This is a genomic window from Pseudonocardia sp. CA-142604, assembly GCF_050948475.1.
In the GTDB taxonomy this organism is placed as follows: Bacteria; Actinomycetota; Actinomycetes; order Mycobacteriales; family Pseudonocardiaceae; genus Pseudonocardia; species Pseudonocardia alaniniphila.
The window spans coordinates 7,766,597-7,785,787 of sequence record NZ_CP192045.1; the positions used below are offsets into that span (position 1 = coordinate 7,766,597).

Here is a 19,191-nt window from a genome sequence, read left to right on the forward strand (position 1 = left end):
CCCTCTTCCACGGTTACGACTTCCATGGCCCGTCCATCGAGAATGCACGGAAGATCGCAACCGGACGAGACAGAACACCAACACGGTCGGGCGGGGCCTGACCGCGTCGTCGGACGCCTGTGCCTGTCGGCGGCATCAACCGGGTCTACGCCGTCCGGCGCTGACGCCGATGCACGTATACCAAACCTCGACTCTCTTTTTGCGAACGCATTACCAGCACTACCTCTGAGAGAACGCAGGCGGCCGGCTTTCGGTTGTGCTCGGACGGCATGATTTTCACCTCCCGATCACGCTGAACGCGGCGGGTCGGTCGCTGCGTGATCAACCTCGTGAGGCGGTGCACAGGGCATCGGCTCGCAAAACAGGAGGATCGACATGAACCGCAGCCTGAGCCGCCGCGCCCTCGTCGGAGTCGCCGCCACCGTGGCTGTCGCCGGACTGGCGCTGGGCGCCGGCACGGCCGCCGCGGCGCAGCCCTCGGCCGCCGCGCCGAGCGCCGTCACCGTGGCGGCCGTTCCGGCCGCCACGATGAGCGCGGGCCACGAGGCCGACTACGACAAGACGTGGTCTTTCTCCGGAGTGCTGAAGGGCAAGAACGAGGTGCCGGTGAAGGGTGGACCGAAGGTCGGCGACAAGGACGGCATCGCGATCGCGCGTATGCGGATCCAGGGCGACAAGGTGTACTACTACTTCAGCTGGACCGGCATCGGCACGCCGATCATGGGCCACATCCACGAAGGTGTGGCCGGCAAGAACGGTGACGTGAAGATCCCGTTCTTCGGCAAGAAGCTCCCGGGCGGGCGCAATTACACGAGCGGCTCCGTGACCGTGAAGGACCGCGATCTCCTGAAGCGGATCGAGGACCACCCGGAGCGGTTCTACTTCAACCTGCACACCGAGGAGTTCCCCGGCGGCGCCGTGCGCGGCCAGGTGCACGAAAGCTACTGAGAACGACACCCACGACGCAGTGAGGCAGGTCGGGTGATCGGGTCGATCATGGCCCGATCACCCGACCTTGCCGATGCGCGATCCGAGCGGGCTCGAGCCACCCGCAGGCGCGTGATCGCGGAGGCTGCGGGCACGCGGACGCTCGTGGTGCCCGCGCACTTCCCCGGTCATGGCGCGGCCGAGATCAATCGCGACGGCGACAGCTCACTGTGCGGGGCCGGGCCCGGCTGGGTCTTCCGGCAGCGCCTTACGTGTCGACGTGATCGCGCCGCCGGGTGCGCCCAGCACCCGGTTCAGGTAGGCGTTGGTGAAGCGGCCTTCCGGGTCGAGGCGGTCGCGCAGCGCCACGAAGTCGTCGAACGCCGGGTAGCGCTCGCGCAGTGTCGCCGCGGTCTGCGTGTGCAGCTTGCCCCAGTGCGGACGCCCGTCGAGGGCTGTCATCACCGCCTCGACGGCACCGAAGTAGGCCTCGTGCGGCTGGCCGCGGTACACGTGCACGGCGACGTAGGCGCTCTCGCGGCCCGTGGCGGTCGAGAGCGGCACGTCATCGGCGGCGGCGAACCGCACCTCCACCGGGAACGTCACCGCCTGGCCGTGCCGCTCCGCTGCTGCCCGCAGCCCCGCGAGGGCCTCATGGATCGCGGCCCGCGGGATCCCGTACTCCATCTCCAGGAACCGCACCCGCCGCGGGCTGGTGAACACCCGGTAGGAACGGTCGACGTACTCGGCAGCCGCCATCTGCCTCGCCATCAGCTGGTTGACCCGCGGCACGAGCGTGGGCAACGCCGCGCCGAGCCGGCAGGTGAGCTCGAACGCGCCGTTGCCGAGCAGGTCGTCGCCCACCCACTCCGCGACGCGCCCGCGGGTGGGGCCGGTCGCCTCGGTGCGGTTGTTGCGCTTCGTGGCGGCGATCCCGGTGTGCGGGAACCAGTAGAACTCGAAATGCTCGTTGCCCGCGACGAGCTCGTCGAGGCCGTCGAGCACGTCGTCCAGGGGCATCGCGGTCTCGACGGCGTGCAGCCGGAACGCCGGTAGGGCCTGCAGCGTCACGCTCGTGATCACGCCCAGTGCGCCCAGCCCGATGCGCGCGGCGCTGAAGATCTCGGGGCGCTCGGTCGGCGAGCACGTCACGAGCGACCCGTCGGCCAGCACGATCTCGATCCCCCGCACCTGCGCGGCGAGCCCCTGGTGGGTCACGCCGGTGCCGTGGGTGCCGGTGGAGATCGCCCCGGCGACGGTCTGCGCGTCGATGTCGCCGAGGTTGGGCAGGGCGAACCCGCGCTCCCACAAGAGCACGTTGAGTCGGTGCAGCGGCATCCCGGCGGGAGCGGTGACCAGTCCCGTCGCCGCGTCGACGCGCAGCAGTGTCGGGTCCGACGGCGGTCGCAGCGCCACGTCCTCGGGCACGGCGATCCCGGTGAAGGAGTGTCCCGTGCCGAGCGCCTTGACCCGCAGGCCGTCGCGCTGGGCGTTCTTCACCGCCTCGACGACCTCGTCCGCGTCCCGCGCGACGACCGTCCGACGCGGGTCGGTTCGCTGGTTGCCGGCCCAGTTGCGCCAGGTCATGCGATCTCCACGGGGTCGGGGCGAGCTGATCCGATGCCGGCGGTGCCGTCGCGGAGCCGCCTGCGCAGCGCGGCGACGTACCAGATTCCGGCCAGCGCCAGCGCGCCGATCACGACGTAGTCGGCCGAGCGGAAGGCCTCCGGCAACGTCAGGGCCGCCACCACGACGACGAGCCAGAGCAGCGCCAGCCCCGCGACGGGCAGGGCGAGGGCCCCCAGCCGGAAGCCGCCCTCGCCCGCCTCGACGAGAGCCCGCCGCCGGGCCAGGTATCCGCCGAGGGTGAGCAGGTAGACCAGGTACGGCACGAGCGCCGTGGCCCCCACCAGCACCGCGAACGCGTTGCCGTCCGCCGTCCCGTAGATGAGCAGCACCAGGCAGACCACCAGCGACGCGACCAGCGCGGGCACGGGCGTCCCGGTACGAGGGTGGACGCGGCGCAGGGCGGCGGAGAACGGCAGCATCCCGTCGCGGGCCATCGCGAAGATCAGCCGGGAGTTCGATGCCGCAGCGACGACGATCAAGGCGAACATCGAGAACACGACGATGGCCAGGAAGATCTTCGTGATGACGGGCCCGAGCCAGTACTCGGCGATCGCGGCCAGCGGCACCGGCGACGCCTGGATCGCGGGCAGGTCGGGGATCGCCAGCGTGAATCCGACCAGCGCGAACATGCCCAGCACGCCGGACACCACCACGGAGAGGATCATCGCCCGCGGCACCGCGCGCCGCGCGTCGACGGCCTCCTCGGCCATGTCCGCCGCGGCCTCGAAGCCGACGAGGGTGAAGATCCCGATCAACGCACCGCCGACGATCGCGTCGGCGAGCGGCGCCCCCGTGGCTGTCGTGAACAGGAAGCCGAAACCGTGGCCGCCACCGGCATTCTCGCCGCCGCGCACCCACGCCAGGAACACCACGACGCTGAGCACCACGGTTCCGATGATCTCGGCGAACACCGCCACGTTGTTCACGCGAGCGGCCAGCTGCACCCGCACGACGTTGATGAGGTACGCGACCACCAGCGCGAGGACCGCGATGAACAGCAGGAGCCGGACGTTCTCGGCGTCCAGCCCGAGTACGGTGGCCGTCAGCGGGGCCAGGCCGATCAACGCGATGCCGGGCAGGCCGACGGCGCCGTAGAGCACGCCGAGGGACCCCACGACGTAGCCGAAGCGGGAGCCGACCAGGCGAGCGGTCCACTGGTAGTTGGCTCCGGCGAGCGGGAAGTGCCCCGCCAGCTCGGCCAGCACGAGCACCACGAGCAACTGACCGACCGCGGCCACCGGCCACAGCCAGACCGCCGCCGGACCGAGCTGGGTGAGCCCGTAGGCGTAGTTGACGAAGATCCCCGTGGTGATGGAGACGATCGAGAACGCGATCGCGAAGAGCGCGAACCGCCGGAGCACCCGCGGGAACTGCGACGCATAACCGAACTCACTCATCGCGTTCCCCCCTGTTTGTCAGGTGGATCACAGAGTGCGACGGAGAGGCGAGTGTGTCAATCGTCTGGGACGATTGACCCAGAAGTCCGAATCGAGGAGGCCGCCATGGCGCGAGTACCGGCTCAGGAGCGTCGCCGGCAGCTCGTCGACGCAGCGTTCCGGGTGATCGGGAGCGAGGGCTTCGCCGCGGCCACCACGCGCCGGGTGTGCGCCGAGGCCGGTGCACCGCTCGCGGCGTTCCACTACTGCTTCGCCTCGAAGCAGGAGCTGCTCGCCGAGCTCACCGCGCAGACCATGGCCGGGCTCGTGGCCGCACGCGCCGACGTCCACGTCAGCGGCGACGTGACGCAGTCGCTGCGGGCGACGCTGCGCGGTTACTGGGAGACCGTGGAGAACGACCCCAACCGCGAGTCGGTGCTGATGGCGCTCACCCAGCACGCGCTCCACGAGCCGGAGCTCGCGGGCGTCGCCGAGCAGCAGTACGCCGCCTACCACCGCACCGCCCGGGAGACGCTCGAGGAGATCGCCGACGCGTGCGCGGTGCGCTGGACGCTCCCGGTCGCCCAGCTCGCCCGCATGCTCGTCGTGGTCACCGACGGCGTGACGCTCGCCTGGCTGGTCGACCGCGACAGCGACGCCGCCAGAGCCGCCCTCGACGCGTTCGCCGACCAGCTCGGCGGGCTGGCCGTCGGTGCGGGCTGACTGCCCCGTCAGGTCGTGCGGGGTGCGGAGAGCCGTCGCGAGCCCGCCGCCCGCCGCTTCATGGCGGCCGCGGCGAGCTTCTCGTCGATTCCGACGTAGACGTGCCCGTCCTCCTCACGAACCGGGAACACCGTGATCGGACGGGTCGCGGGCGGGCAGAGCGGCTCCCCGCTCACCAGGTCGAACACGCTGCCGTGGCACGAGCAGAGGAGACCTTCGTCGGTCACCTTGCCGCTCGAGAGCAGGCAGTCGAGGTGGCTGCAGTAGTTCGACGTCGCGTGGATCTCGCCATCGGAACGCGACAGGGCGACCTCGACGTCGCCGACGAAGAACCGCCGGACGACGCCCTCGGGGATCTGGCCGGAGCGGGCGATCTTGTGAAACTCCACCGTCGTTCTCCTCAGGCGCTGATGGTGTCGAGCAGGTCGAACAGGTCGGTGTCGTCGTCGGCGAGGGCCGCCGGTGACACCGGCAGGCCGCTCGCGATCAGCTGCTTGGCGGCCGGGACGTCTCCCCCGCGGTCGACGGCGAACGCGGCATGCACGCACCCGTCGGCGAGGTAGAAGGCCGTGAAGTCGCGGTCGTCGACGCTGCCGCGCACCACGATCTCGGCGCCCGGACGCGGCCTGCCGACGAACTGCAGCCCGAGCTCGTACTGGTCGGACCAGAACCACGGCACCTCGTCGGCCGGACCAGCCGGCTTGCCGATGAGCGCCTTCGCGACCGCGGTGCCCTGCGTCGTGGCGTTGTCGACGTGCTCGACGCGGACGAACCCGCCGCCCACGGCGCGGCTCGCCACGTCGCCCGCAGCGAACACGCCCGGGACCACCGTGCGACACCCGTCGTCGACGACGATGCCGCCGCGAACCGGGTCGACCGGGATCCCGGAGACGCGCGCGATCTCGTCGTTCGGCACCGCGCCGACCGCGACGACGACGAGGTCGGCCTCGACATCACCTGCCGCGGTGCGGACTACCACACCGCCTGCGGTCTCGTCGACGGCGCCGATCTCCTGCCCGCAGCGCAGGTCGACGCCGTACTGCCGGTGCAGGCCCGCATAGAAGCCGGCCATCTCCGGGCCGAGCTGGGAGATCAACGGCAGCGTCCCGGCCTCGAGAACGGTGACGGCGACGCCCGATTCACGGGCGGCGGAGGCGACCTCGGAGCCGATCAGCCCGCCACCGACGACGGCGATCCGCTCCGCGGCCGACAGCATGCCGCGCAGCCGGGCGGCGTCGTCGAGGGTGCGCAGGTACACGACCCGATCGCCCCCGACGCCCGGCAGCCGCCGGGCGCTGACGCCGGTGGCCAGCAGGATCGCGTCGGAGGCGAGCTCGCTGCCGTCGATCAGCCGGACGACTCCGGCGGCCACGGACTCGGCGCGGACGCCCAGGCGCAGCTCGACGTCGTTGTCCGCGCACCAGGCCTCGTCGAGCAGGGTGAGATCCTCCGGCTCGGTCTCGCCGCGGAGGAACTCCTTGGACAACGGCGGGCGCTGGTAGGGAGCGTGCAGCTCGTCGGACAGCACGGTCACGCGCCCGTCGAAACCGCGCCGGCGCAGCAGCCGGACGGCGGCGACGGCGGCCTGACCGGCGCCCACCGTGACGAGGCTGCGCGGTAGGTCGGACATGTCGTCTCCTCTATGGACGGGGGTGGGCGCTGACGTGCACCACGCCGTCGATCACTCGGACCTCGTGGACGGGCTGGCACTCGTCCTGGTCGTCGGCCGCTCCCGTCTCGGGGTCGAACGTCCACTGGTGCGCGGGGCAGACGACCTTGCCCTTCCACAGCACCCCACGGGACAGCGACCGTCCCTTGTGGATACAGACGTCGTCGAGTGCGAAGACCCGCTCGCCGACCAGGAACAGGGCGACCGCCCGGTCACCCAACTCGACGCGGAGCTTCTTGCGGCGCTTCAGGTCCGCGAGCGGGACCGTGGCGATCCACTGCCCGGTGTCGGTGTCGCTCACGGGTACTCCCGGGCGTCGGGCCGCGGCGGCCACGATGGTGCGGCCGCCGCGGCGAGGCGGTCAGAGGGTGGGCGCGACGTAGGTGTCGTAGAGCGCGCGGGTGTAGGAGAAGCGCATCTCCGCGCCCCAGCGGACGTACTGGAGGCAGCGCTGCTGCAACTCCGGCGTGTCGGCGTGGTCGAGCACGATCTGGTAGCCGCGCTCGCCGTGCACCTCGTCCGAGGTGATGTGGAGGTCGAAGAACTCGATCTCGTCCTCGGTGAAGCCGTAGGACTCGCGCAGCGGGATGATCTGCTTCTTGTAGATGCTCGGCACCTGCGACTCCAGGCCGACGACCAGCGCGGCCGTCGCCACCACGAAGTGCTCCCGCATCGCCACGGCGTAGCACCACGACTGGAGACCGCGGGTCACCGCGTTCATGTTCTCCGGATCCTCGATGCGTTCCCTCGTGGTGCCACAGGCCTCACCGAAACGAATGAGGAGGTCGGTGTGCCGGATGTCGGCGAGCTCCTCCTCGTACATGTTCTGGAGCGTGAAGTCCTTGGCGTCGGTGAACTTGTCCGGGGTGTTTCCGTAGATGTAGCCGAGATAGTCGGCGAACGGCCCGACGTAGTGGAAGTGGTTCTCGGCCCAGCGGGCGAAGTGCTCGCGGGTCAGCTCACCGTCGGCCCAGGCCTTGCTGAACGACGCGTTCTTGGCCTCGCGGCCCTTGATCGCGTTCTCGAGCGCGGCACGGAAGTCGTCGCGGGACAGGAGACCCGGCGTTCCGTCCGCAGTGCTGGCGGCGCTGTCTGCGGTCAGGGTCATGGCGAACCCTCCTCGGGAGTTCTGGAAGTGGTGGAACGGGGTGATGACGAGAACGCTAATCCGGTGCGGCGTCCGAATCCTGGTCATTCAGCACAAGGACCGGGGCCATCTTGCAGGGGTGTGCACACGGCTCTCCGGAGACGACACCGGCCCCGGTAGGGAGCGCCGGGGCCGGTGTCCTGCATTTCTTTTCCGAGCGGGAGTGCGCGGGAATTGCTCAGAAGAACAACGCAGCAACCAACGTGGACAGCACGAGACCGGCCACGACGGGAAGGAAACATTTCCGGGCCAGCTCGATCACGGGCACGCGGGTCACCCCGGCCACCACGAGCAACGAGGACCAGGCGATGAGCACACCGCCGCCCGTCCACACCGAGCCCATCTGGCCGACGGCAGCCAGCGTCGCGGGATCCATTCCGGCATGCGGGCCGAGCGCGCCCGCGAGCGAGCCGGTGAGCGGGAGTCCGGAGAAGCCGGAGCCCTCCAGCCCGCACATCATCCCGATGATCAGCACGCCGAAGCACATGACGATCGGGTTGCCGGGGATGAAGTGCTCCGAGGCGGTGACGAGGTCGACGAGCAGGCCGGGCGCCTGCTGGCCGTCCTCGTAGCCGAGGATCTTCCCCGCGAAGTCGGCGTTGCCCAGGAAGAAGAACCCGGCGATCGGCAGCACCACGCCCATCGCCCGGAACGCGAACACCAGGCCGTCGGTCAGGTGCTCGCCGGTGGACTGCAGGGCTTTCTTCGGTCCGTCCAGTGAGGCCGCCGCGACGACCACCAGGATCGCGGCGAGCCCGCCGACCAGCGCGGCCGCCGACCCACCCTCGAGCGAGGGGACGAGATCGGTGACCTTGCCGAGCACCATGTAGACGATCATCGCCAGGAATGCGACGGGGACGACGATCGAGAAGATCTTCGACAGTCGCTCGATGCGGGCGTCCGCCACCTCGTCGGCCGGCGTGTCATCGCCGGCCTGCCCGCCGCCGGCGCCGGAGCCGCCCGAGGGAGGTCGCCCATCTGCGGGTCCTCCTGACCCGGTGGACGGCGGCCCGCCGACCGTCGCACCGACCGGCACCTTCTCCTCGACCACAGCGATCGGCTCGGCGATCCGTTCGGCGGAGGTCGCGGGGACGAGCTTGCGAGCCGGCGACACCGAGATGCGACGCAGGAGCCGACGCGGCGGACGGGGCTCGGCGACGACCCCGGCCTCCCATTCCTCCAGGTTGGCCTCGGCCGGCGTGCGCATGTGCCTGCGCAGCATGACGCCGACGATCACGAGCGCGGTGATCCCCGTGACCAGGGACAGGACGAGCGCGACGTCGGCGACCGCCGAACCCTCCACACCCGCCGCGGTCGCGGACAACCCGGGCGCGACCTGCATGACGTAGTCGCTGGACAGGGCCATGCCCTGGCCTGCGACCGCGATCGCCATCGCGGCACCCATGGCCGGGAGACCTGCCCGGATAGCGGCCGGCACGAGAATCGCGCCGATCAACGGCACCGCGGGCGTCGGCCAGAAGAACAAGCTGATCCCGTAGGTGACGACGGCCAGCACCACGTAGGCGGACCAGCCGCCCCGCATGACCTTCTGGAACGGCGTCACCATGCGCTGGTCGGCCTTCATCGCCCGGAGCGCGCCGAGCAGTGCGGTGACCATGGCGATGATCAAGAAGATGTTGAACAGTTCGGATGCTGCGATCAGGCTGGCGTTGAAGATCGCCTGGATCCCCGTGACCGGACTTCCCGTCATGACCCACGCCGTGACGGCGGTGGCCAGGAGGGCGGGGACCACGACGTTCTTACGTGCGACGGTGACTCCGATGATCAGGAGCACACTCGCTAGGTAGACCCAGTGCGCGGGGGTCAGTCCCACCGCGGCCTCCTTCCCGCCGACGTCGGCGGTCATCTGCTGTGTGGCGGGACACAGTCCTCTTACCAGCGTGATCGCAGCTACGACAACAGTGCACAGCGCACGGGTTTCGGATTGTGCACGTTGTCGTTAAGGCACAGTGCACGTCGGAGCCGCCCGGTTCTGTGCACATTTCACCTACTGGTCCCCGCGAGGCCCGTCCATCGTGCAGGTATGACCGTCACGGCACCCCCTGCCTCGTTCCCGGACGCGCTCCGGCCCGCCGCCCTCGGCGCCGAGGGGATGGTCGCCGCGAGCCATCCCGCGATCAGCCGGGCGGGCGCGGACGTGCTCGCGACCGGCGGCAACGCGATCGACGCCGCACTCGCGATGGCCGCCGTGGCATGGCTCGCGCTCCCTGGCCAATGCGGCATCGGCGGTGACGCGTTCGCGCTGGTCCGGGAGCCCGACGGCTCGGTCCACGCCTTCTGCGGCAGCGGCTTCGGCCCCGACGGCGGAACGCCCGAGCACTACTCCGGGCTGACCAGCCTCCCGCGGTACGGCCCGTTGTCCGTCGCGGTGCCGGGTGCGGTCGCCGCACTGTCCGCCCTTCACGCCGCCGGCGCCACCCGCTCGTTGCCCGAGCTCTGGGCACCCGCCGTGACGATCGCGCGAGCCGGGCTGCCCTGCACCGCCCGGACCAGCGGGGACCTCGCGCGGCACGCTGCACGGCTCGCCGCCGACCCCGACACCGCGGCGACGCTGCTGCGTGACCGGCAGGCACCTGCCATGGGCACCCGCCTCGCGCAGCCGTTGCTCGCCGCGTCGATCGAACAGTTGGCGGCCGATCCCGCCGCCTTCTACACCGGTGCGCCGGCCGAACGGGCCGTCGCCTTCCTCGCCGGGCTCGGCGCGCCGTTCTCCGGCGAGGAGTGGGCCGCGAGCGGCGAGGTCCGCCCCGAGCCCGCCCTGCGTGGCCGCTACCGCGGGCACTGGGTGCACCAGACCCCGGTGCCGACGCCCGGCTGGATGGTTCTCGACCAGCTCGCCGTCTGCGAGGGCGAGCTCGGTGGCCCGCCACTCGCGGCCGACGCCGTGCACTGGCTCGCCGGGGCCGCGCGGATCGCATTCGCTGATCGCTACGCCCATGCAGGCAGCGACACGGACGGCTGGCGCCGCGGCGGCGAACCCACCGCGATCGTGCGATCGCGGGACCGGATCCGGGCCGGTGACCTGCCCGCACCGGCAGGGGCGGACCCGGCGGGCGACACGACCTCGATGGTCGCGGTCGACGGCGACGGCCGCGCGGTGAGCCTGATCCACTCGCTGGCGTTCACCTTCGGCGCCGGGATCACCATCCCCGGCACCGGCATCGTCCTGAACAACCGGCTGGGCCGCGGCGCCTACCTCGTGCCGGGGCATCCCAACGAGGTCCGGCCGCGGCGGCGCCCGCTGCACACCCTGAACGCCTGGCTCGTGACCGACGACGAGGGCCGGCTCCGGCACGTCGGCAACACCCCCGGCGGCGACGGCCAGGTGCAGTGGAACACCCAGCTGATCTCCCACCTGCTCGACCACGACGCCGGTCCACAGGCCGCCGTCGACGCGCCGCGCTTCTCGGTCTTCCCCGGCAGTGACGCCGAGGATCTCGGTTCCGCCGCCGAGCTCCGCTGCGAGGACCGGCTCGGGAACACGACGCTCGACGGCCTGCGGGCGCGCGGGCATGAGGTTGTTCGGGTCGGGGACTGGGGCGCCGGCGGGAGCGCCCAGGTGATATCCGTTGACCATCAACGTGGCTGCCTGGCGGGCGGCTCCGACTCTCGCCAGGAGGGAGTGGCGCTCGGTGTCTGATCTTCCCGCATCTCCGGTGCCGCAAGGGCGCTACGCCGCGGCCGTCCTGGTCGGCGGGCTCGCCTACAGCGCGGGGATGACCCCGCGCCGCGACGGTGTGCTCACCGTCGTGGGACTCGTCGGCGAGGACGTCGACGTGCCCACCGCCGCGGCTGCTGCCGGGGTCGCCGCGACCAACGCCCTGGTGGCCGTGGCGGAGGCGGCAGGCGGGCTGGACCGGATCGAGCGCTGCGTCCGGATGACTGTGTTCGTGGCCTGCGCCGAGGGGTTCACCGCGCTCTCCGCGGTCGCCGATGGCGCGTCGGCGGTGCTGGCCGAGCGACTCGGCGAACACGCGCTACCCGTCCGGGCCGCGGTCGGGGTGCGGGCGCTGCCCGGCGGCGCGCCCGTCGAGGTGGAGCTGACCGCTGCCGTCAAGGGCGCGACGTGACCCGAGCGGTACGGGAACAGCGACCCGCGAGCTCGGTCACCGGAGGGCCGCTCGGGCTCGTGGCTGCCGCGCTGGTCGTCGGGACCTTCGCGAGCACGATCGCGAACACGCTGGTCAACGTTCCGCTGGCGGTGATGACCGCCGACCTCGGGGCGCCGCTCACCAGCGGCACGCTGATCGTCGTCGCGTTCAACCTGACATGCGCGGTCGTGCTGCCGTTCGCAGGCTGGCTCGGCGACCGGCTCGGCAGGCGCCGGGTGTTCCTGCTGTCGATGATCGGGGTGACGATCGGCGCGCTCGGTGCGGCGATGGCACCGACGCTGCCGCTGCTCGTCGGATTCCGCGCGGTGCAGGGACTGTCCGGTGCGCTCGTGCTGCCCACCGTCCTCGCCCTGCTCACCGCGGTCGCCGGGCCGCAGCGGCGAGGTCGTGCGGTGTCCTGGTGGGCGGCGGCGAACGGGGCCGGGCAGGCCGCCGGCCCGACGGTCGGCGGACTGCTCACCGATGCCTTCGGCTGGCGTTCGGTGTTCGTCGCGATCGTGCCCTTCGCCGTCGCCGCGTTCATCGGGGCCTGGCTGTGGGTGGCGCACACCCCGCCGCGCACCGTCCGGCTCGACCTCGCGGGCGCACTGTCGCTCGCCGCTGGGGTCGCGCTCGTCCTGGTCGGCGCCTCCGCGGTGGCACCGGCCGGGCTCGCCTCGCCCGTGGTGTGGGTGGGATTCGGGTGCGGCGCGGCGGCGCTCGCGACATTCGTGCTGGTCGAACGCAGGCGTTCGGCGCCGTTCGTGCCGCCTTCCCTGCTCGTCGAGCCACGGTTCGCCCGCTCGGCCGTCGCTGCGCTCTGCCAGATGTTCTGCCTCACGGCCACGCTGCTGACGATCCCGCTCTACCTGACCACCCACCTCGGAGTCGCCACGCGCACCGCCGGGCTTCTGATCGTCGCGCTGCCGCTGGCGATGACCCTGCTCGCACCGGTGTCCGGGGTGCTGACCGAACGGTGGAGCCCTCGGTGGGCGCTGCGGTGGGGCCTGCTCGGGCTCGGTGCGGCCGAACTGGCGCTCGCGGCCGTCGTCGGGACGGGCGGCGCCGGGGTGGGCTCGGCGATCACCCTCGTCGGCGCGGCCGCGGTGATCGGAGCGGGGATGGCGTTCACGCAGACACCGGCCGCCGCGGGCGCCACCCGCTCGGCGCAGGAGGCCGACTCCGGCGCCGGCCTCGGGGTGTTCAACATGCTGCGCTTCGTCGGCGCCGCACTCGGCGGGGCCGTGGTCGCGGTCGTCGTCGGCGACTCCCCGACCGGCACCGGCCCCTTCGCCCTGATGTTGCTGGTCTGCGCGGGCGCGGCCCTGTTCGCTCTGGTCTTCACGTTCGCGGGCCGCTCACCCCGCTGACGGGGCGATGACCGGCGCGAGATCCGGTTGTTCGCCCTTGCGAGGGCGGAATTCCCCATCTCGTGACGATCTTCGCTCGCGCGGCAGCGGTCGGGCGGGCCGAGAACGGCGCCCTCGCCGTGAGGGCGCCGTTTCGCGGCCGGTCCTACGCGGGGACGGAGCCCGCGATGTGCTCCTCGAAGGCGGCCAGCGCCGCGGCCCCGACGGCCTTGTCCTGCTCGCCGTTGCCACCGCTCACCCCGACCGCGCCGATGACCTGACCCCGGTAGACGATCGGGAAGCCGCCGACGAACACCGTGAACTTGCCGGTGTGCATGTGCTGGATGCCGAACGCCTCGTTTCCCGGCAGCGCCGGGCCGTTCGGCGGCTCGTTGAACAGGTGCGTGGCACGTTGGTGGCCCGCGGCGGTGAACGCCTTGGCCATCGCGATGTCCACCCCGGTGAGCCGCGCCCCGGTCATCCGGTGCAGCGCGATCGGATGCGCCCCCTCGTCGGCGATGCAGATCGTCTCCTTCACGCCGATCCGCTCGGCCTCCGCCTCGGCGGCCTTGAGGAGCACCAGCGCGTCTTCGAGGGTCAGGCGGTGGATGGTCTGCATCAGCTCTCTCCGTGGGTTCCGTGGGTGAGGTAGACGGTCTTGGTGTCGGTGACGAAGTCCAGCGCCTGCCGGCCGCCCTCCGGGAAGGCTCCGCCGGAGGAGGCCTTCCAGCCGCCGAACGGCGGCGCGACCCCGTTGCCGGTGGTGGGGGCGTTGACCTTCACGATGCCGCAGGCTGCCTCGGCCGCGAACCGGTGCGCCACGGCGAGATCGCTGGTGTGCACGGCGGTGACCAGGCCGTGCGTCGAGGAGTTCACGATCCGCAGCGCCTCGTCGGCGTCGTCGACGGCGACCACGGAGCAGAACGGCCCGAACACCTCTCCGTCGATGAGCGGGTGACTCCCGGGCACGTCGGCGAAGAGCGTCGGGGCGACCCAGAAGCCGTCCGGGTCACGGTCGTCGAGCAGCTCGGCCTCGGCCACCACTCGCGCACCGGCCGCGATCGCCGAGTCCTTCAACGCGCTGAGCCGTTCGAACTGCGCAGCCATCGCGACCGGCCCCGTCGTCACGCCGGTCCGGTCCCCCGGCCCGACCCTCAGCGCGCGCACCTTCGCGGCGAGCAGCGCCGTGAACTCAGCGGCGACGACCCGGGCGACCAGCACCCGGTCCGTCGACGTGCAGGCCTGCCCGGTGAGCCCGAACGCGCCCGCGGCGACGTCCGCGGCAGCCTTGTTCAGATCGGCATCGGCGCAGACGACGGCGGCGTTGCGGCCACCGAGCTCCAGCTGCAGCCGTGCGTGCCCGTGGGCCTGCGCGCGCACCAGAGCGCCGACGGCGTCCGAACCGGTGAAGCTGATCCCGCGCACCCGCACGTCACCGAGCAGCGCACCCATCGCCCCGGTGTCGTGGCCCTGGACCACGGGGAGAGCGGCCGGGGGAAGGCCCGCCTCCACGGCGATCTCGGCGAGCAACGCACCGACCCCCGCCGTGACCGGCGACGGCTTGAACACCACCGCGTTGCCCGCGGCCAGCGCGGGAGCGATCTTGCGGGCGGCGAGCGAGAGAGGGAAGTTCCACGGCGTGATCGCCGCGACGACGCCGAGGGGCCCGCGCAGGGTGTAGGCGAACGTGCCAGGTGTCTCGGTCGCGTACGTGCTGCCCTCGACGAGGTACGCGAGCTGCGCCGCGAGCCGGAACTGCTCGGCCGACTTGCCGACCTCGCCGCGGGCAGCGCCGAGGGGCTTGCCCTCCTCGCGGGTGATCAGTGCGGCGACCTCGTCGGCCCGGCGCTCGAGGACGTCGGCGATGCGGGTCAGGACGGTGGCCCGGCGCAGCGGCGGAGTCTGTGCCCACTCCCGGGCAGCCCTCTCGGCTCCGGCCACCGCGGCACGGACGTCGTCGGCGGTGGATGTGCGGTACGCGTGGACGACCCGGCCGGGTGAGGCGGGATCGACGGACCGGTCCGACGACGGGCCGGGGTGGATCGAGAGCCCGGCCGACGCAACCGATGGTGCGGAGTGCACGAAGAACCTCCGACGGATTGTGGAGTGTGACGGCTTCCGGCGATTGTGCGGGCGGGTCACCATGGCTGGCACTGGACGAAGTGCACCCGAACACGGACGGGATCTAGGCACATGGCACAGGCCGAGCACGTGGGATCACCACACGAGTCGCTGCACCGGCACGCTCCCGCGCCGGACCCCGTCACCGTCTCCGATCTGCTCGCCGAGCCACTGCTGCGCAACACCCTCGTGGCTGGAGCGACCGGCGCAGGCCGTGCGGTGCGCTGGTGTCTGCCCCTCTCGGAGATCACCGGCGACCCCGACGCCGCCGAGGAGGGCGTGGCGGTGCACGCCCACGCCGACCACCTCCGCGACGGAGCAGGCCCCGCCACCGTCGAGCGTGTCGCGGCGTCCGGTGCCGTGGCGTTGCTGGTTCGGCTCGGTCGCGCGGACGTCGCCTCCCCCGCCGAGCTGCGCGTCTCGTTCCCGGAGGCCAGGGCGGCTGCCGACGCAGCGGGGCTTCCCCTTGCCCTGCTCCCACCCACCGCGGACTACCGGGCCGTCAGCCAGCTCGTCGCGACAAAGGTGCTGGCCCAGGCGACCCACGTGCTGCAGTACAGCGACCGCGTGCACCGCTCCCTCGGCGAGATCCACGCCCGCGGCGCCGGCATCCCATCGCTCGCCTACGGGATGGCGCGGATGGGCGAGGCGCCCGTGATGGTCGTGGATCTCGACGGCACCGTGCTCGCCTACGAGACCACGGCCGCCGGCACCAAGCCCGCTCCGGCGCCCGTGGCCGCGGTCCTGGCCCGGCACGTGGAGGGCCTCGTCCGCGGAGAGCTGCCGATCGGCGCGACCGTGCTGGATCCGGTGGACGCCGCAGGGTCGGCGGTCGTCCCGATCGCCGCGGCGGTGATGTTCGGAGGTGAGATCAGCGGGCTCGTCGCCGTCCTCGAACCCCCGCACGGCGACCCCCACGACCGGGCGCAGCGGCGGATCATCGCCGAGGAAGGAGCGGTCCTCGTCGGTTCCGAGATGCTGCGGATCCGGTCGATGACCGAGGCCGAGGAGCGCACGCGCGGAGACTTCGTAGTCGAGCTCGTGCACGGCCGGTTCGCCGACGGCGGGCAGCTGCAGGCCAGAGCGCGCCACCACGGGTTCTCGGTGGATGGCAGGTACGCCGTCTACGTGGCCGAGCTCGACCCCCCGGCGTCCGACGACGTGCGCGCCGTCCGCCGTTTCAACGCCGCCGCCCGAGCGGTCGAGCGGCTGTACCCCGAAGCGGCGCTGCCGACCCTCGCCACCCAGATCGGCGGCAACCTCGTCGTCGTCCACCCGGTCGCCAACGGCGTCGACGCCGCTGCGGTCCGCGACGTCGCGGGTGCCGTCCGGCGCGTGCTGCGCGAGCGGCTCGACGCCGAGGCCCGCGTGGCGTTCGGCCGCGTGGGCACCGGGGCGGGCGGTGTGGCGACCAGCTACCGCGAGGCCCGCACCGCGCTCGCGCTCGGCCGCCGGATCGACGTCCCTCCCGTCGCCGGATACGACGACCTGCGCATCTTCGTCGCCCTGCGGGACCTCGCCGACTCCGAGAACGGACGCTCCTTCGCCACCGAGATGCTCGCCCCTCTCCGCCGCGCCGACGGCAACGCCCGCAGCCTGGAGAGCGTGGTGTTCGCCTACATCGCCGAGTCCGGCAACCTCAACGCCGCAGCCCGCCGACTGGGTCTGCACCGCAACACCACCCTCTACAAGCTCGACCGCGTCTCCCGCGTGCTGGGCATGGACATCCGCTCCGCCGACACCCAGTTCATGGTGTGGCTCGCGCACCACATCGACACGCTCACGCAGGTGAACGACAGCCTCGACGAGGAGCTGGCCCCGCCGCCCTGAGCCAAGATCGCCGCGAGATCCGCCGATCTGCCCCCGCCAGGGCGTACAAGGGGATCTCGGAACGATCAACGCGCCAAGATCGCCGTGAGAGGTGGCTACGCGCCCTCGCGAGGGCGGAAACACCGATCTCGGAACGCGGGCGCTCGCGCCCCGGACCCACTACGGCCGGGCGCGCCCGCGGGCGGCTGCAGGAGCTGGACGAACGGCACTCTCGAGGTCTACGTCTGGGCGGACGGACCGCTGGTGCGGGTGGGGGCACACTCAGGCCGCTGGGTGGCAAGATCGCCGCGAGATCCGCCGATCAGCCCCCGCCAGGGCGCACAAGCGGATCTCGGAACGATCAACGCGCCAAGATCGCCGTGAGACGTGGTTACGCGCCCTCGCGAGGGCGGAAACACCGATCTCGGAACGCGGGCGCTCGCGCCCCGGACCCACTACGGCCGGGCGCGCCCGCAAGCTCCGCGCTCCGCGCTCCGCGCTGCGGGCGGCGGGCTCCGGGCTCCGGGCTCCGGGCTCCGGGCTCCGGGCTCCACGCTGCGGGCGGCGAGCTCCGCGCTCCGCGCTGCGAGCTCCACGCTGCGGGCGGCGGGCTCCGGGCTCCGGGCTCCGGGCTGCGGGCTGCGGGAGCTGAACGAACGGCGCTCTCGTGCGCTAGGTGTGGGTGAACGGGCCGCTCGTGCGGGCGGAACGTCGGGCCGGCCGCCGCCCGTATCGAGCGAGCGGCACTCGTCCGGTAGGTCTGCGCGGGCGGGCCACTCGTGGTCAGCAGGCACCAGGACTGATGACCACCGTGCGACCGATTGGGCGCGAGCGCGACCGAACCCGTTCCGGCTCCGGGCCGTGTGGGGGGTGGATCTCTAGCCCACCATCAGCAGCGGGCCTTCAGGATCAGGCCCCTGGGCACACCGGGAGGAACTGTGTCCACCACAACCGCCATCAACCCGGCCGGCATCCACGCCATCCAGACCCTTTCCCCCATTCTCAGCGCGATCGTCGTCGGTCTCGTCATCGGCGCAATCGGGCGGATGTACGCATCGCGCAGGCGGGGGATCCCGGCCTGGCGCTCGATCCTCGACGCGGTCGTCGGCGCCTTCGGCGGCACGGCCATCGCCCACCTCGTCGGACTCTCCAACTGGGCGCTGCTCTTCCAGGTCGTCATGGCGACGCTCGCGGTCTTCATCGTGACCCCGGCCTACCGCCGCCGATTCGCCCGCCGCGATCACGAGGCCCTGACTTCCGAATCATGGAAGTGAGAGTCCGCCTCGTTTTCGGACGGGCTAGTCCCACAGGCACGCGATGCCCTCGTGGCGCAGGCTGGGCAGAATCGGGTGACCGGCACCCAATCGCACTGGCCTATACTTCCGCATGTCGGAAGTTGCCGGCAGTCAGCTGGCGAACGAGGGGGACATGTGGCCGGGCAGATCGAATCGACCGAGCGCGGCGCGAGCCGCATTCAGTCGGTCGAGAGAACGTTCGAGCTGCTCGAGGCGATGAGTGACCTCGGTGGTACGGCAGGCGTCATGCAGCTCGCGGCCAGGTTGGAGACGCCCCCGCCGACGATCCATCGATTGATCCGCACGCTCGTGGAACTCGGGTACGTGCGCCAGCAGCCCTCGCGCGAGTACACGCTCGGGCCCCGCCTCATTCGGCTGGGAGAACACGCCGGCACCCTGCTCGGAAGCTGGGCGCTCCCGTACCTCCGACAGCTCGTCGACAAGATCGGTGAGAGTGCCAACCTGGCGACGCTGGACGGTGACCACATCGTCTACACCGCACAGATGCCCGGCACCCACGCCATGCGCATGTTCACCGAGGTGGGCAGGCGGGCGCAGGTCCACTGCACCGCGGTGGGCAAGGCGATGCTCGCCCAGATGCCGGTCGAACAGGTCCGCACGATTGTCGAAGGCTCGGCGATGCAGGCGCAGACCATCCACACCATCACCGCGATCGACCTCTTCCAGGAAGAGCTCGACATGGTCCGGGCCGCGGGTTATGCGGTGGACAACGAGGAGCAGGAGATCGGCGTGCGGTGCGTGGCCGTGGCCGTGCCCGGCCGGATGCCCCGCGCGGCATTCTCGATCTCCGGGCCCTCGCCGAGGATGACTGACGCACTGATCCACCGGGCGGTGCCGCTGCTGCGGCAGGTGTCCGAGCAGCTTGCGGGCGAGTTCGACAAGTAACCACGCCCCGCCCCGCCCCCGCGTCCGGGCCGCGCCCGCGAGCTGTGGCCGCCGGGGCTGGCTCATTGCCCTCATGATCATCGGTTCGGGGTCGAGAACCGGGTCATGCCCTGCCGCGGGGCCCAAAG

The 19,191-nt window shown here is 71.8% G+C and carries 17 protein-coding genes; 8 read left to right on the forward strand and 9 right to left on the reverse strand.

Translation table 11 applies throughout. The features are described 5' to 3' along the window. The first annotated feature begins 375 nt into the window (after positions 1 to 375). A complete protein-coding gene (locus tag ACQPZQ_RS35045) occupies positions 376 to 948 on the forward strand; it encodes a CHRD domain-containing protein (protein WP_433288071.1) in 573 nt (190 codons plus the stop codon). A 204-nt stretch (positions 949 to 1,152) separates the two neighbouring features. Here ACQPZQ_RS35045 and ACQPZQ_RS35050 read toward each other — a convergent pair whose 3' ends face one another. Together ACQPZQ_RS35050 and ACQPZQ_RS35055 are read right to left on the reverse strand one after the other, a co-directional pair. Beyond that, positions 1,153 to 2,514, reverse strand: a complete 1,362-nt coding sequence (locus ACQPZQ_RS35050; RefSeq protein WP_433288073.1) for a D-arabinono-1,4-lactone oxidase — start codon at positions 2,512 to 2,514, stop codon at positions 1,153 to 1,155. Next, positions 2,511 to 3,953, reverse strand: coding sequence for an APC family permease (locus ACQPZQ_RS35055; protein ID WP_433288075.1), 1,443 nt, complete (start codon positions 3,951 to 3,953; stop codon positions 2,511 to 2,513). The genes ACQPZQ_RS35050 and ACQPZQ_RS35055 overlap by 4 nt, the downstream gene beginning before the upstream one ends. 105 nt (positions 3,954 to 4,058) lie before the next feature. On the opposite strand from ACQPZQ_RS35055, the gene ACQPZQ_RS35060 reads away from it, so the two are divergent. Continuing rightward, positions 4,059 to 4,655 carry a TetR/AcrR family transcriptional regulator gene (locus ACQPZQ_RS35060; RefSeq protein WP_433288077.1) on the forward strand — a complete coding sequence of 199 codons (597 nt, stop codon included), beginning with the start codon at positions 4,059 to 4,061 and terminating at the stop codon, positions 4,653 to 4,655. An 8-nt stretch (positions 4,656 to 4,663) separates the two neighbouring features. On the opposite strand, the gene ACQPZQ_RS35065 is transcribed toward ACQPZQ_RS35060, so the two are convergent. The 5 genes from ACQPZQ_RS35065 to ACQPZQ_RS35085 form a co-directional block, all read right to left on the reverse strand. Continuing rightward, positions 4,664 to 5,044 carry a Rieske (2Fe-2S) protein gene (locus ACQPZQ_RS35065; RefSeq protein ID WP_433288079.1) on the reverse strand — a complete coding sequence of 127 codons (381 nt, stop codon included), beginning with the start codon at positions 5,042 to 5,044 and terminating at the stop codon, positions 4,664 to 4,666. 11 nt (positions 5,045 to 5,055) lie between these two features. Beyond that, positions 5,056 to 6,285: an NAD(P)/FAD-dependent oxidoreductase gene (locus ACQPZQ_RS35070; RefSeq protein WP_433288081.1), complete on the reverse strand. Its 1,230-nt coding sequence runs from the start codon at positions 6,283 to 6,285 to the stop codon at positions 5,056 to 5,058. A 10-nt stretch (positions 6,286 to 6,295) separates the two neighbouring features. Further along, complete coding sequence (locus ACQPZQ_RS35075; RefSeq protein WP_433288083.1) at positions 6,296 to 6,625, reverse strand: Rieske (2Fe-2S) protein; 330 nt, start codon at positions 6,623 to 6,625, stop codon at positions 6,296 to 6,298. Between the two features lie 60 nt (positions 6,626 to 6,685). Further along, positions 6,686 to 7,432 (reverse strand): TenA family transcriptional regulator, encoded by a 747-nt coding sequence (locus tag ACQPZQ_RS35080; protein ID WP_433288085.1) that lies wholly within the window; start codon positions 7,430 to 7,432, stop codon positions 6,686 to 6,688. A 217-nt stretch (positions 7,433 to 7,649) separates the two neighbouring features. Then, complete coding sequence (locus ACQPZQ_RS35085; protein ID WP_433288087.1) at positions 7,650 to 9,305, reverse strand: hypothetical protein; 1,656 nt, start codon at positions 9,303 to 9,305, stop codon at positions 7,650 to 7,652. Positions 9,306 to 9,515: 210 nt separating this feature from the next. Between ACQPZQ_RS35085 and ACQPZQ_RS35090 the strand changes: the two genes are divergently transcribed. From ACQPZQ_RS35090 to ACQPZQ_RS35100, 3 genes are read left to right on the forward strand one after another with little or no spacing between them, the layout of a single operon-like run. After that, positions 9,516 to 11,132: a gamma-glutamyltransferase family protein gene (locus ACQPZQ_RS35090; protein ID WP_433288089.1), complete on the forward strand. Its 1,617-nt coding sequence runs from the start codon at positions 9,516 to 9,518 to the stop codon at positions 11,130 to 11,132. Beyond that, the gene (locus ACQPZQ_RS35095) at positions 11,125 to 11,562 is read left to right on the forward strand and encodes a RidA family protein (RefSeq protein WP_433288091.1); all 438 of its coding nucleotides are present in this window, start codon (positions 11,125 to 11,127) and stop codon (positions 11,560 to 11,562) included. Before ACQPZQ_RS35090 ends, ACQPZQ_RS35095 begins: the two co-directional genes overlap by 8 nt. Next, positions 11,559 to 12,953, forward strand: coding sequence for an MFS transporter (locus ACQPZQ_RS35100; protein ID WP_433288093.1), 1,395 nt, complete (start codon positions 11,559 to 11,561; stop codon positions 12,951 to 12,953). The genes ACQPZQ_RS35095 and ACQPZQ_RS35100 overlap by 4 nt, the downstream gene beginning before the upstream one ends. Positions 12,954 to 13,098: 145 nt before the next feature. Here the strand turns inward: ACQPZQ_RS35100 and ACQPZQ_RS35105 are convergent, their stop codons facing one another. Together ACQPZQ_RS35105 and ACQPZQ_RS35110 are read right to left on the reverse strand one after the other, a co-directional pair. Then, on the reverse strand, positions 13,099 to 13,551 hold the full coding sequence (locus tag ACQPZQ_RS35105; RefSeq protein WP_241039835.1) for a GlcG/HbpS family heme-binding protein: 453 nt from the start codon (positions 13,549 to 13,551) through the stop codon (positions 13,099 to 13,101). Further along, complete coding sequence (locus tag ACQPZQ_RS35110) at positions 13,551 to 15,014, reverse strand: aldehyde dehydrogenase family protein (RefSeq protein WP_433288095.1); 1,464 nt, start codon at positions 15,012 to 15,014, stop codon at positions 13,551 to 13,553. Before ACQPZQ_RS35110 ends, ACQPZQ_RS35105 begins: the two co-directional genes overlap by 1 nt. Positions 15,015 to 15,125: 111 nt before the next feature. Between ACQPZQ_RS35110 and ACQPZQ_RS35115 the strand changes: the two genes are divergently transcribed. The 3 genes from ACQPZQ_RS35115 (at position 15,126) to ACQPZQ_RS35125 (ending at position 19,063) form a co-directional block, all read left to right on the forward strand. Continuing rightward, positions 15,126 to 16,883, forward strand: a complete 1,758-nt coding sequence (locus tag ACQPZQ_RS35115; protein WP_433288097.1) for a helix-turn-helix domain-containing protein — start codon at positions 15,126 to 15,128, stop codon at positions 16,881 to 16,883. Positions 16,884 to 17,800: 917 nt separating this feature from the next. Then, a complete protein-coding gene (locus ACQPZQ_RS35120; protein ID WP_433288099.1) occupies positions 17,801 to 18,136 on the forward strand; it encodes a GlsB/YeaQ/YmgE family stress response membrane protein in 336 nt (111 codons plus the stop codon). A 156-nt stretch (positions 18,137 to 18,292) separates the two neighbouring features. Next, complete coding sequence (locus ACQPZQ_RS35125; RefSeq protein ID WP_433299503.1) at positions 18,293 to 19,063, forward strand: IclR family transcriptional regulator; 771 nt, start codon at positions 18,293 to 18,295, stop codon at positions 19,061 to 19,063. Positions 19,064 to 19,191: the final 128 nt, after the last annotated feature.

Coding starts and splice junctions, on each gene's coding strand:
- ACQPZQ_RS35045 (WP_433288071.1), top strand. CDS start 376: ATGAACCGCAGCCTGAGCCGCCGCGCCCTCGTCGGAGTCGCCGCCACC.
- ACQPZQ_RS35050 (WP_433288073.1), bottom strand. CDS start 2,514: ATGACCTGGCGCAACTGGGCCGGCAACCAGCGAACCGACCCGCGTCGG.
- ACQPZQ_RS35055 (WP_433288075.1), bottom strand. CDS start 3,953: ATGAGTGAGTTCGGTTATGCGTCGCAGTTCCCGCGGGTGCTCCGGCGG.
- ACQPZQ_RS35060 (WP_433288077.1), top strand. CDS start 4,059: ATGGCGCGAGTACCGGCTCAGGAGCGTCGCCGGCAGCTCGTCGACGCA.
- ACQPZQ_RS35070 (WP_433288081.1), bottom strand. CDS start 6,285: ATGTCCGACCTACCGCGCAGCCTCGTCACGGTGGGCGCCGGTCAGGCC.
- ACQPZQ_RS35080 (WP_433288085.1), bottom strand. CDS start 7,432: ATGACCCTGACCGCAGACAGCGCCGCCAGCACTGCGGACGGAACGCCG.
- ACQPZQ_RS35090 (WP_433288089.1), top strand. CDS start 9,516: ATGACCGTCACGGCACCCCCTGCCTCGTTCCCGGACGCGCTCCGGCCC.
- ACQPZQ_RS35105 (WP_241039835.1), bottom strand. CDS start 13,551: ATGCAGACCATCCACCGCCTGACCCTCGAAGACGCGCTGGTGCTCCTC.
- ACQPZQ_RS35115 (WP_433288097.1), top strand. CDS start 15,126: ATGGCACAGGCCGAGCACGTGGGATCACCACACGAGTCGCTGCACCGG.